The sequence below is a fragment of the Bacillus sp. BB51/4 genome (assembly GCF_008368845.1).
Taxonomy (GTDB): Bacteria; Bacillota; Bacilli; order Bacillales; family Bacillaceae_G; genus Bacillus_A; species Bacillus_A wiedmannii.
Genome location: NZ_QOSC01000008.1, coordinates 163,874 through 177,561, shown reverse-complemented (window position 1 = coordinate 177,561; position 13,688 = coordinate 163,874). Strand labels below are relative to the sequence as shown.

Below are 13,688 nucleotides of genomic sequence, written 5' to 3'. Positions count from 1 at the left end.
CTTTCCTCATTATTTTATTTTACGTACATTTTACCATTTCCAAATATTAACTTGTCAACTACACGTAAAATATCCGTAAAAAAACCCTCTTCAAAAAGAGAGCTTTTTATATCTTATTACTTCGTATACCATCCAAGACCTAGTGCACCTTCACCTAAATGCGTACCAATTACAGCACCGAAATAACCTGTGCGGATTGTAACATGAGGATATTTTGCTTCTAATTCTGCCTTCCATTCATTCGCTTCCTCTTCACGTTGTGCATGAATGATAACTGCTTCCATAGGTACACCTTGACTTGCTTGCTCATCAAAAATTTCAACAATTCGTTTTAACGCTTTTTTACGTGTACGAATCTTTTCAAATGGAATAATGATTTTATCTCTAAAATATAAAACGGGCTTCACTTGTAACAAACTACCAATGAAAGCTTGTGCACTATTTAATCGTCCTCCACGTTGTAAATGATGTAAATCATCCACTACAAAATAAGCGTCCATCGTTTGCTTCATTTCATCAAAACGGGCAACGATCTCTTTCGGATCTTTTCCTTCGCTTGCTAATTTTGCCCCTTCACGTACATAGAATCCTTGTACTTCACAACTAATTTCAGAGTCGTACGTATATACATCAATACCCTCTACCATTTGCCCGGCTGTCGTTGCCGTTTGATATGTACCACTAATCCCACTTGAAAGATGAATGCTAATAACCGCATCATAATCCTTAGATAGTTCTTCAAATAACTCAACAAACTTTCCGATTGCTGGCTGAGAAGTTTTCGGAAGTTCTTCTTGCTCACGTACTTTTACATAGAAATCATCTACTGAAATTTCAGCTTCTTCTTGATAAGATTCCGTTCCAAACACAACGTTTAATGGAATCATATATATATTGAGTTCATCACGAATATGCTTCGGTATATATGCTGTACTATCAGTAACAATAGCTGTTTTCATTTGCGTACCTGCCTTATAAAAAAGTTTTTATTCCCTAATTTTACACGAAAACTAAAAATGGTGCATCCATACATGAAAATGCCAATTTAAAATAACACTTACCATCTCGACAAATTACAACAAAAAGGTGAAATACTCACCAAAAATTTCAACTTATTTATAAAAAATGTTTGAATATAAAAACGCTCGCTTTTAAAATGTAAAGTACTAGTCATTTTGGTAGATAGGGGCGTATACGAGTGTTATTACAATATTTAACAATCAAAGACTACGGTGAGCACGAAATTGTCATTCAAAAATCAAGATTTATTTGTTACGTTAGCAGAGCTACAACCGAAGCAGAAGCTCAAGAATTTATACAAAAAATAAAAAAACAAAATTGGAATGCCACACATAATTGTTCTGCGTATTTGATTGGCGAACAAGATCAAATCCAAAAAGCAAATGATGATGGAGAACCTAGCGGCACAGCTGGCGTACCTATGTTAGAGGTACTAAAAAAACGCGGTTTAAAAGATACCGTCGTTGTCGTTACACGTTATTTTGGTGGCATCAAACTTGGCGCAGGTGGATTAATTCGCGCATATGGAAAATGTACAAGCGAAGGCATTAATCATGTCGGTGTTGTTCAGCGAAAACTAATGCGTGTTATGCAGACCGAAATTGATTACACATTACTTGGCAAAATTGAAAATGAATTACGTAATTCGAAATATGCCATTAAAGATATACATTATCTCGAAAATGTCACATTTGATACGTATGTAGAAGAAGACGGAAAACAAGCATTCACAGATTGGATGATTGAGTTAACAAATGGGAAATGTACAATTACAGAAGGAGATATGTTGTACTTAGAACAAGATGTTATCTAAGAATAACTACATCCTCACCTTTAAAGATTAATGTAGTAAATTACTTTCCTACAAATGAACAAAGGAGATTATATATGGAAGAACGTTATTATCATCTCCAAAATAGCAGAATAAAAAAGAAACGAAGAAGAAAGTTTTTCTACTTCCTTATTTTCGTATTTTTATTTGGTGGTGTAGGACTTTATATATTAAATTCCTACTCTTCTCTCATGGGGATGTATAGTGGTTTTACTCGTCAAAAATCGGACTTGAGAACCGAAGATATAGAAATTACAAAGGAGCCTTTTACACTCCTCATTATGGGTATAGAAGATTATGCAACGGACGGTCAAAACGGTCGTACAGATTCATTAATGTTTGCGACCGTCAATCCTAAAACTAAAAAGATTTCGCTTATGAGTATCCCTCGTGATAGTCGCGTTCCAATTGTTGGTAAGAACAAAGAGGACAAAATTAACGCTGCGCACGCTTACGGCGGAGAAGAAATGGCAATCAAAACTATCGAAGGTTTTCTAAAAGTTCCTGTAGACCATTATATTAAAATTGATTTCCAAGGCTTTAAAGGAATTGTTGATGCTGTTGGCGGTGTTACTGTTGATGTCCCATTCGATTTTTGGGAGCGTTCAGACGTGGATTACTACAAAAAAATCGAATTTAAGCAAGGACAACAAGACTTAAATGGGGAAGAAGCACTCGCATACGTACGTATGCGAAAGCAGGATCCAAACGGCGATTATGGTCGGGCCGCTAGACAAAGACAATTACTAGCCGCTGTTGCTCAAAAACTAAATTCAGCCTCTACCGTATTTAAAATTAAAGATTTAACAGCAGTCGTTGGAAAATATATAAAAACTGACATTCCTATTTCTGACGGACTTGCACTTTACAATAAACTATCTGGGTTTGATCCTTCTACAATACAAACGTTCAAGCTTGAGGGAGAAGACAAAAAAATAGGTGGTATTTCTTACTTCCTTCCAGATCCAATCGGTGTAGAGACAGTACGTAACGAAATTAAAAAAGAATTAGGAGAAACAGCAAACACTCAAGAAAATCCAACTACAAAAACCGAATCAAACCCTTCTTCAAATTCTAACTCTGACGAAAAGGCAAAGAAAGAAACGAATCAGAATCAGAAAAAAACACCAACTGAACCACCTCCTTCTACGAATGCTCATGCAGAGTGGATTATGAGAAATCAGCAATAACAAAAAGAGCCAAATCGCATATGATTTGGCTCTTTTTTATTTACTTATTAAAGTGTTGTAAAATTGCTTCTACAATACGCTCTGATGCACGGCCATCACCGTAAGGATTAGATGCTTTTGACATCTTATCATGAGCTTCTTTATCTGATAACAACTCATCAGCAAGACTAAAGATTGTCTCTTCGTCTGTTCCTGCTAATTTCAATGTACCTGCGTCAATACCTTCTGGGCGCTCTGTTGTATCACGAAGAACAAGAACCGGTACACCGAGTGACGGCGCTTCCTCTTGTACCCCACCAGAATCAGTTAACATTAAGTATGAACGAGCTGCAACATTGTGGAAATCAATTACATCTAGCGGCTCAATTAAATGAATGCGGCTATGATCGCCTAAAATATCATTCGCTGTTTCACGAACAACTGGGTTCATATGAACCGGATACACAACTTGTACGTCTTCATGCTTATCAACAAGACGTTTAATTGCACGGAACATATTACGCATTGGCTCTCCTAAGTTTTCACGGCGGTGAGCTGTCATAAGTACAAGACGATCGTTTCCAAGTTTCTCTAGTACAGGATGACTATATGTTTCTTTTACAGTCGTTTTTAGTGCGTCAATCGCTGTATTTCCTGTTATGAAAATGCGTGACTCATCTTTATTTTCTTTCTGTAAGTTCGTTGCTGATTTTGTTGTAGGTGAGAAATGAAGATCTGCCATGACGCCTGTTAATTGGCGATTCATCTCTTCTGGATATGGAGAATACTTATCCCATGTACGAAGTCCTGCTTCAACATGACCTACTGGAATTTGATTGTAGAAAGCAGCTAAACTTGCAATAAATGTTGTCGTTGTATCACCATGTACAAGTACAATATCCGGCTTTGCTTCTTTCATTACTTTATCCAAACCTTCTAAACCACGCGTTGTAATATCAATTAAAGTTTGACGATCTTTCATAATATTCAAATCGAAATCTGGCGTAATTCCAAAGATGCTTAATACTTGATCTAACATTTGACGATGTTGTGCTGTTACAGTCACAATTGATTCGATTTTTTCTGGATGCTTTTGCAACTCTAATACAAGAGGTGCCATTTTAATTGCTTCTGGACGTGTCCCGAAAATTGTCATTACTTTTAAACGTTCAGTCATTTTATTACCTCTTTTCTTTCACTAGTTACAACTTCTATTATGATATATAAGAATATACATGAATACATGCCTTTTTAACGAATAACGGAAAAGTCCCTCTTACAAATACTTTCTCTTCCAACCGAATAATAATCTATCTCTTGCTTCTTGACATCCTCAATAGTATAACAATTTCTCCCATCAAATAGAATGGGCTCCTTCATAAGCTTTACATACTTCTCTAACGGATAAGTTCGTATTGATTCCCATTCTGTTAAAATAAAAACAGCATCAGCTTCTCTAATCGCTTCATCTATGCATCCGGTGTAGCGTATAGTCTCTCCAAACACACCTTTTACATTTTGAATAGCCTGCGGGTCATATAGAATCACATCTGCATCCATATTAATTAATTCTTCCATTATAACAAGGGACGGCGCTTCTCTTATATCGTCAGTATTCGGTTTAAACGCTGCGCCAAGAACTGCAATCTGCTTTTTATTCATATCTATTATTTTCTTTGCTTTTTCAACCAGTAACAACTGTTGTTTATTATTCACTTCAATAACCGCTTTCAACAAGCGAAAATCATGCGCCACATTCCCTGCAATTTGCACAAGGGCTTTCGTATCTTTCGGAAAACACGAACCCCCATAACCAATGCCCGCATTTAAAAAAGACGCCCCAATTCTCTTATCCATTCCCATCCCTTGTGCAACGTCTAATACATTGGCTCCTACCTTCTCACATATATTAGAAATTTCATTTATAAAACTAATTTTCGTAGCTAAAAAAGCATTTGATGCATACTTAATCATCTCTGCACTTTTTATATTTGTAACATACGTTTTTAAGCGTAATTCACTATACAAATTCTCCACTTTTCGTGCCGCTTCCTCATTATCTGCTCCAATTACAATGCGATCTCCCTGAAAAAAATCGTAAATCCCTGAACCTTCCCGTAAAAATTCCGGATTCGATACGATATGTAATTCATATCTATTTTGTAATTTCTCCTCAATCCATCCCCTCATAACATCATTTGTACCTACAGGAACCGTACTTTTCGTAACGACAATAATGTCATTCGTCGCATATGTTCCAATATCGTCACAAGCACTTCGAATATATGTTAAATCCGCTGTCCCATCTAATAAAGACGGCGTTCCAACTGCAATAAATATAAATTCTGCATCGTAAAATGCTTTTACTCTACTTGTTGTAAAAGTTAAACAATCATTCTCACATGCATCATTTATTAATTCATATAAACCCGCTTCATAAATAGGCAGATCTCCTTGCTTTATCCGTTTAATTTTCTCATCATTTATATCAAAACATGTGACTGAATGGCCTAACATTGCCAGTCCTACTCCTGTAATTAATCCAACGTATCCGGTACCTATTATCGTAATTTTCATTTCCTTTTCGCACAGGAATATACAATAGAAAATATACGAATACATAGAATTCTCCCTGTGCTTCCCCCTCTCACATTAAAAATGAGAAAACTCTTTTACTTCTTTATTATATGAATTACTTTTTCCATTCTTTTTTAAGTTTTTGTAAAATTACATGTAAGAATATAAAATGAAACTTTATTCAGTAAGGGTCATCCATCATCGACTAATTATTAGTTAAACCAATCAGGCTTTTACAGGAATTAAGATCCCCACCTAACTTCTTTTCTCCAACTGAATTTTGAAGTGCGAACCTTACTGCCCGTTCATGCGGATAAATTCCCACATTTTAACACGAAACTTACTCATTTCTACGTGTAACACTTATAATACTGAAATAAAAGTATTCACTATCGAAGAAAAAGAGAAAATGTCATATTCCAAAGCCCAATACGATTAACCTTCTCAAATGATTCAACATTCTGTATACAATTGTCATATATTCTATCCGCTTCCATTTACCACACAAAGAAAAAAAGATTGAATTCTAATCTTTTTGTGATACCATATGTTATGAGCCTGTAAATAATCATCGAAATTTTCAGAAAAAACATCTAAAAATTACGTTTAAATATAAAAGGTGGGGTATTAATGGACTCACAGGTGATTTATGCCATTTTGGCATCCTTTATCACTGTACTCGGCGTTACTCCTTTCGTTATTAAATTAGCATTTAAGATAGGAGCAACAGATAAACCAAACGCGCGTAAAGTACACCAAAAAATCATGCCCCGTCTTGGCGGATTAGCAATTTTTATCGGTGTAGCTGTAGGTTTTGTTGTTGGTGGGTTATACGAACAAAGAATGTTATCAATAAGCTTAGGCGCTATCATCATCATCATCATTGGGATTTTAGATGATATATATGAATTATCAGCAAAAGTAAAATTTGGTGGCCAGCTATTAGTTGCTATATTAATTGTAAAAAGTGGATTATTAGTACAGGTACTATATATACCAATTATCGGGGATACTGAACTTGGATGGCTCGCATATCCAATTACAGTTTTTTGGATTGTAGGCATTACAAATGCCATCAACTTAATTGATGGTTTAGATGGATTATCCGCTGGAATTTCATCAATCGTTCTAGCAACATTGGCTTACATGGCCCTCACCAGCCCTATGGGTACTGGTGCAGTTATTATCTTGCCATTAGCACTTATCGCACTTGCAAGTACGCTTGGATTTTTATTCTATAATTTCCATCCAGCAAAGATTTTCATGGGAGATACCGGCGCCCTATTTTTAGGTTATTGTATTTCCATCCTATCTTTATTGGGATTATACAAAAGTGTAACGCTATTTAGTTTCCTTGTTCCAATTATCATTTTAGGTGTACCTATATTTGATACAACTTTTGCGATTATTCGTCGTATTGTAAATAAAAAACCAATTTCAGCACCAGATAAATCTCATTTACATCACCGTCTCCTAGCAATGGGATTCTCTCATCGTACGACGGTGCTCATCATTTATGCATTTGGTATTTTTTTTAGTGTAAATGCTATTTTTTTCACTAAAGCGACGCTATGGATATCAATGATTCTTCTGTTTGCTTTAATTTTCTTTACTGAAATAGTCGCTGAAGTAATCGGTCTTGTACACGACCGTTACAAACCAATTATTTCCTTCTATAAAAAGGTTAAAAAAAGAGAAGACTAATTGTAGTATAGCCTTTACAATTATGAAATATTCAAATAGCATCCTCTTATAAGAAAGAGGATGCTATTTTTTATTCATCATTTTATATTTCCAAAATATAGATTGTTTGAGAGCTCCACTATTGGAGAAAGATATACATAATAAGAAAAGGATTATATTTTCTTTTTTACATCTTGATTGTCAAACTGAGGGTGAATGTTATGATCAAGCGAGTATTTCAATACGTTATTTTATTTTTAACAATTACTATGTACGCGTCATCTCATGCAGGAGCAACTACAATGACCCCTGCTGAACATCATCCAAATACTGAAACTACCTCTCCTACAAAAAAAATCGCGTACTTAACATTTGATGACGGACCAAACAAATATACTACGCAAATTTTAAACATCTTAAAGGAAAAGAACGGAAAAGCAACTTTCTTTGTTATTGGTGGAAAAGTACCACATTATAAAAAAACAATGCAACGATTAATTCAAGAGGGGCATTATATCGGACTTCACAGTATGTCACACGATGTAAAACGCCTTTACACTGGTGATCCATCCGCTTTAATTACAGAAATGGAACAAACACAAAACATTGTTCAGCAAGTTACAAAATTAAATACACATCTCGTTCGCGTCCCGTATGGTAGTATGCCTTACTTAAAAAAGAATTACCGTGATGCACTTGTATCCGCCCAGTATAAAATGTGGGATTGGACAATCGATACATATGACTGGAAAAGCTATGACAATCCTTCTGCCATACTAGAAAGAGTACGTAATCAGAGCGATGAACAAGTCGAAGTGATTTTAATGCATGATTCGAGTGTAACCGTACAAATACTGCCTAAAGTAATTGATTACTTACAGTCACAAGGATACAAACTTCTTCCCTATAATCCATCTTCTCACCTCGAAGTGAACTTTTGGAAAGACACAAGATTGTAACAGCTTTAGTGCCTATTTGCTAAAGCTGTTTTATTTTTCTCTTCCCACCCTTCCCATTTTTGTGTAAAATTTTAAATAGTGATGAAGTTTCGAGGTGAATAGAAATGAAACGAATAGATCTCATTTTTAACGCAATACAAGAAGGCAATTATATAGAAGGTGTAACCGCATCAGAACTAGCTACCCTGTTGCAACTAGATCGTGCCAATGTAAGTAGCGACTTAAACAAACTTGTAAAAGATAAACGTTTATTAAAAACAAATACGCGTCCTGTTCGTTTTTATATAGAAACGAACGCTTCGTTGGAAACGCATTCAAAGGAAATGACTTCATTAGATACATTTGCAATTGAAAATACAAGCCTTAAAATCGCAATCGAAAAAGCGAAAGCTTCTATTCTCTATCCTCCAAACGGTATGCATACTTTACTGCTAGGAGAAACAGGGGTCGGAAAATCTATGTTCGCTTCTTTAATGCACGAATATGCAATTGAAGTTGAACAGCTTCCTAAAAATGCACCATTTATCGTCTTTAACTGTGCCGATTACGCAAATAATCCACAGCTACTACTGGGACAGTTATTTGGAATTAAAAAAGGAGCTTATACAGGGGCAAGTAATCAAAAAGGGTTAATTGAAAAAGCACATGAAGGGATCCTTTTCTTAGATGAAGTACATCGCCTTCCTCCAGAGGGACAAGAAATGCTTTTCACCTTTATTGACCGCGGGGTATACCGCCGCCTTGGAGAAACAGAAAACGAGCGTAAAGCACAAGTATTAATCATTACTGCAACAACAGAAGAACCAAATTCATTTTTATTAAAAACATTTACAAGACGTATACCAATGACTGTTACGCTGCCACCACTTCGTGAGCGTACACATAAAGAACGATTTGCTTTACTGCAACTATTTTTCACAAATGAAGCAATCCGTCTGCGAAAAGAAATTCACGTTAGCCCGAATGCAATGCGCGCTTTCGTCTTTTACAATTGCCCCAATAACATCGGGCAATTAAAAACGGATGTACAAATTGCCTGTGCGAAAGCCTATTCTGACCTTGTGACAAAGAAACGTGACTCTGTCTATGTTTCAAGTACAGATTTACCTTGGTATATGAAAGAAGGGTTATTCATTGAAAGAAAGAGCCGTCATCTATACCAAATACCAAATGAAACATTTATATTTACAGGTGATGAAGGTTGGAGTAATCATAAAATTGAGAATGAAAAACGGTCTTCTATTTACGATTATATTGATTATAAATACGAAGAACTTCAAGCTCGCGGTATTGAAGAAGACGAATTAGAATTACTAATAGAAAATGATATTCAAAGCTTTTTCGTACAATATTTTAACCAAATTTCTAAAAAAACAAGTCATGAAAATGTTTTTAAAATTGTGGATCGTAATATCGTTTCCGTATGTGAAAGAATTGCGGAACTTGCTGAAAAGCATTTATCTAAGACGTTTGATGAAAAAGTATTTCTCGCTTTAAGCTTACATGTACAGACAACTCTACAACGTTTGCAAGCTGGGAAACAAATTCATCACCCACAATTAAATCAAATTCGTACGAAATATAAAGACGCTTTTTCCGTAGCTATGCAATGCATTCAACTACTGGAGGACGAATTACAAATAACAATGCCTATTGATGAAGCAGGCTTTTTAACAATGTTCTTCGTTGTTGATCCAATTCCTGCCTCACAAACAGAAGTAAAAGTATTAATATTAGCGCACGGCAACGGCATCGCAACAGAAATGGCAAACGTCGCAAACGAACTGCTCGGCATTGAGGAAGTAACCGGTATCGATATGCCGTTACATGAATCGCCGAAAGATTTCTTAGAGCGTGTGAAAGTGTATATGAAAACACTCCAAAATGTAAATGGACTTCTCTTACTCGTCGATATGGGCTCACTCGCTTATATTGGTGATATATTAGAAACTGAGTTCAAAATTCCGGTACGTGTTCTTTCCATGACAAGCACTCCACATGCACTAGAAGCAGCTCGAAAAGCTCAACTTGGCTACTCGTTAGATGCATTGTATGAGACAGTGAAGAACTTAACACCGTTTTACTTAAACGTACAAGAAGAAAAGAAAAAGCCACTATCACCAATGAAGTCTGTTATTTTAACAGCTTGTTTAACTGGGGAAGGCAGTGCTTTAGCTATTCAAAAAATGTTAGAGAACTATTTGCGATTTGACAAAGACTTAATTGAAATTATTCCGATTAGTATCGTCCATGAAAAAGATTTAACGAAAATGATTGAGAACATAAAAAAAGAGCGGAATATCATTTGTATCGTCACGAATTTCGATGTGCAGGTGCCATGCTTAACGTATCATTTCCAAGACATTGTAAACTACACAGCAATTCAGCCAATTCAAGAATTAATTACGTATGAAGAAACATATGCAAAAATGGCTGATATTCTGGAACAACAAATGCAGCGGAACGACGGAGCATTACTTATTAAAACAATTCGTTACGCATTAAATACAATTCAAGAATTAATTTCCTTACAGCTAACTCCTGACAGCTTAATGGGTGTGATTCTGCATATGAGCTGTATGGTTGACCGTCTTCAAAAAGGAGAAAGCCTCCTCCCTCATCCAGATAAAGAGAAACGAAGACAAGATGAGTACTGGATGTATATGAAAGTGAAAAAAGCATTACAACCAATTGAAAATACATTTGAAATACAAATCCCTGATGATGAAGTGTTTTATATCATGGACTTCTTCATTAAAAACCAGCCTGTAAAAAATTAATCGAAGCAGTGTTTTAAATATATCGACCGTAACGCGAATTATATTAGCGATTTTCACAATATATCGATTTAACGATAATAACCGCTAAAATTTGCACCTTATAGAAAAAAAGGCTGTTCCAAAATGGACAGCCTTTTTTCTACTTCTTTACTTTTCTGATTCTCCCCCTGATTTCGCCCTTCTTATTCGACTTCGTATAAACATTTACATATACATTTGCCTGAATGATTTCTTGAAGTAAGCTATCAAACGCTCTCCCTTGTAAAGGCCCTTCAAAATCTTCCACATTGACTACACCGGTCACGACTCCTTCATTTACACTAATACCTTGCTTTATTGGACCAAACAAATTTAAAACCACTGGACCGATTTGATCCGCTTTTCCTAAATGAATTTGGCATGATGTAACTTTTTCGATGTTTTTCAATATGATCCGATATTGTAATTTCTTTAAATCATCACTAAATATAAACTCTGTTACACCATAAGCTTCTGTATTTACAGGAGGTATTTCCCTCTTCCCTGTTAACCTCGCAAAGAAACGTGTTGTCATACGGGCATTCTCCTCATATAAATTTCCCAGCACTACTTCTACTACTTTATGGTTTATACATAATCATTTATGACTTTTTCAAGCTTTAATTCCGAAGAAAAGATTCACACAATCTTTACATTAGAATCGTTCCTTTCGCTTTACTATCTCTTGTATAATGCACTTAGAAAAACATTCTAGGAGGTCATTTTGGAAAATAACAAATACACTTTCCACACATTATTAGAGATTTTTCTCGTCTCATTTAAATTAGGACTTACTTCATTTGGTGGTCCTGTCGCCCATCTCGGCTATTTCCACCATGAATACGTGCAAAAAAGAAAATGGATGGATGAACGAAGCTATGGAGACTTAGTAGCACTATGTCAATTCCTTCCTGGTCCTGCTAGCAGTCAAGTCGGTATGGGGGTTGGATTATTAAGGGGCGGACTATTAGGAGCTATTATTTCATGGATTGGATTCACTTTACCGTCTGTGCTTGTTTTAGTTTTCTTCGCCTCATTCCTTAATCAGTTCGATCTTGGAAGTGCTGGCTGGATTCATGGACTAAAACTTGTAGCAGTCGCCATTGTCGCTCATGCCATATGGGGAATGGCACAAAAATTAACGCCAGACCGAAATCGTGCGACGATTGCTATCGTAACTGCCGCAATCGCCTTACTATGGCCAAACAGCTGGACACAAGTCATTCTCATTATAATATCTGGCTTTATCGGCTGGTTTTTATATCGCAACCAACCAATTAGCCAATCTCAAAATATAAAAGTACCTATTTCAAAAACGATAGCAGTTTCTTGTCTCATCTTATTCTTCGGACTATTACTGTTGCTACCAATATTAAGACCGTTCTCATATTACATCGCTTTATTTGATAGTTTCTATCGCTCTGGCGCACTTGTATTTGGAGGCGGACACGTCGTGCTACCCCTTCTTGAAGGTGAGTTCGTACAAAACGGAATGATGACGAAAGAACAGTTCCTAGCTGGATACGGATTAACACAAGCCGTACCAGGTCCACTATTTACATTCGCTTCTTATATAGGAGCTATGTTAAACGGGACGCTTGGGGCAATACTCGCAACAATTGCGATCTTTCTTCCTGCTTTCTTGCTCGTTATTGGTGTTTTACCATTTTGGGACAGTGTGAGAAAAACCTCTTACATACAAGGTGCACTACTTGGAGTCAATGCAGCCGTTGTCGGTATTTTACTAGCAGCTTTTTATGACCCTATTTGGACAAGCACAATTATGAACGCTGTAGATTTTGTTTTTGCATCTCTTCTATTTTGCTTGCTCGCTTTTTGGAAAACACCACCTTGGGTTATCGTTATACTTGGAGCCTTTGGCGGATATATTTTATCCATTTTGTAAATAAAAAACGACGGCATTCTATAGCCGTCGTTTTCCTATTAAAACTTCACAAGCTCCATTCCCTCAGGCAGCTCACTCTCCGTTAAAATACGCAACTCTTTCACGCGATCCATTACGTAAGAAGAACGTTTCACAAGCTCTGGATCAATATAGGCTGGATGAACCATAATTTCTACCGTTTGTTCACCTTGTACTCTTTCTTTTAACTTCACAAAGTAATCTTCCGTCACACCATCCGCGTAAAAGTCACTGTAAAACACGTCAGAAAACGGGCGTACTGCTCGCTCTTCCTCACAACGACGAATTGGAACATTATATGTAGCCGCCAATCTCTCAAGAACATCGTGCAAGATCGGTAATCCATGCACGTGATGATGACTATCTAAATGAGTTGGTTTTAATCCGTAAGATAGGAATTTCTCAATTTGAGCAGTCCATTCTCTCTCAACTTCTTCTGCATTTAGCTTCCCTTCCCATACGACGCTTTGTTTATGAAACAATCCATCGCTATTTACAAGTGATGGTACGTCTCCAAGAAGAGGTTTCCCTGCCGTTAATACGAGATGTACGCCTACTCCGAGTAGGTTATATTCTTTTGCTAAGCGTACCGCATGCTCTGTTCCTGGCATATTCATCATCATCGTCGTTGAATTTACAAGTCCATTTATATGTCCATCAATAATGCCGTAATTTGTACCTTCTGTAAGACCAAAATCATCTGCGTTTACAATTAACTTAATCATC

General features: G+C 36.3%; 11 protein-coding genes. 6 read left to right on the top strand and 5 right to left on the bottom strand.

Annotated elements, in window-relative coordinates:
- Positions 1-116: 116 nt before the first annotated feature.
- Positions 117-959 carry a DegV family protein gene (locus DN392_RS09510; RefSeq protein ID WP_000844776.1) on the bottom strand — a complete coding sequence of 281 codons (843 nt, stop codon included), beginning with the start codon at positions 957-959 and terminating at the stop codon, positions 117-119.
- Positions 960-1,198: 239 nt separating this feature from the next.
- Here DN392_RS09510 and DN392_RS09505 point away from each other — a divergent pair, with 239 nt between their 5' ends.
- Positions 1,199-1,834: a YigZ family protein gene (locus DN392_RS09505; RefSeq protein WP_000926678.1), complete on the top strand. Its 636-nt coding sequence runs from the start codon at positions 1,199-1,201 to the stop codon at positions 1,832-1,834.
- 74 nt (positions 1,835-1,908) lie between these two features.
- Positions 1,909-3,042, top strand: a complete 1,134-nt coding sequence (locus DN392_RS09500; RefSeq protein WP_064057311.1) for an LCP family protein — start codon at positions 1,909-1,911, stop codon at positions 3,040-3,042.
- A gap of 40 nt (positions 3,043-3,082) precedes the next feature.
- On the opposite strand, the gene wecB is transcribed toward DN392_RS09500, so the two are convergent.
- Positions 3,083-4,198, bottom strand: coding sequence for a non-hydrolyzing UDP-N-acetylglucosamine 2-epimerase (gene wecB, locus DN392_RS09495; RefSeq protein ID WP_064469962.1), 1,116 nt, complete (start codon positions 4,196-4,198; stop codon positions 3,083-3,085).
- Positions 4,199-4,272: 74 nt separating this feature from the next.
- Positions 4,273-5,643: a UDP-glucose dehydrogenase family protein gene (locus DN392_RS09490; protein WP_083569064.1), complete on the bottom strand. Its 1,371-nt coding sequence runs from the start codon at positions 5,641-5,643 to the stop codon at positions 4,273-4,275.
- Between the two features lie 585 nt (positions 5,644-6,228).
- Between DN392_RS09490 and DN392_RS09485 the strand changes: the two genes are divergently transcribed.
- From DN392_RS09485 to DN392_RS09475, 3 genes are all read left to right on the top strand, one after another.
- Positions 6,229-7,302 (top strand): glycosyltransferase family 4 protein, encoded by a 1,074-nt coding sequence (locus DN392_RS09485; protein ID WP_000378301.1) that lies wholly within the window; start codon positions 6,229-6,231, stop codon positions 7,300-7,302.
- Between the two features lie 200 nt (positions 7,303-7,502).
- Entirely contained in the window at positions 7,503-8,240 is a 738-nt protein-coding gene (locus DN392_RS09480; RefSeq protein WP_048566671.1) for a polysaccharide deacetylase family protein, read from the top strand.
- A gap of 104 nt (positions 8,241-8,344) precedes the next feature.
- Positions 8,345-11,020, top strand: coding sequence for a sigma-54-dependent transcriptional regulator (locus DN392_RS09475; protein WP_088321294.1), 2,676 nt, complete (start codon positions 8,345-8,347; stop codon positions 11,018-11,020).
- Positions 11,021-11,159: 139 nt separating this feature from the next.
- Here the strand turns inward: DN392_RS09475 and exsM are convergent, their stop codons facing one another.
- On the bottom strand, positions 11,160-11,573 hold the full coding sequence (exsM, locus tag DN392_RS09470; RefSeq protein WP_000213117.1) for an exosporium regulatory protein ExsM: 414 nt from the start codon (positions 11,571-11,573) through the stop codon (positions 11,160-11,162).
- 189 nt (positions 11,574-11,762) lie between these two features.
- Between exsM and DN392_RS09465 the strand changes: the two genes are divergently transcribed.
- Positions 11,763-12,944, top strand: a complete 1,182-nt coding sequence (locus tag DN392_RS09465) for a chromate transporter (protein ID WP_000429775.1) — start codon at positions 11,763-11,765, stop codon at positions 12,942-12,944.
- 38 nt (positions 12,945-12,982) lie between these two features.
- Here the strand turns inward: DN392_RS09465 and chbG are convergent, their stop codons facing one another.
- Complete coding sequence (gene chbG, locus DN392_RS09460) at positions 12,983-13,687, bottom strand: chitin disaccharide deacetylase (protein ID WP_064470711.1); 705 nt, start codon at positions 13,685-13,687, stop codon at positions 12,983-12,985.
- Position 13,688: the final 1 nt, after the last annotated feature.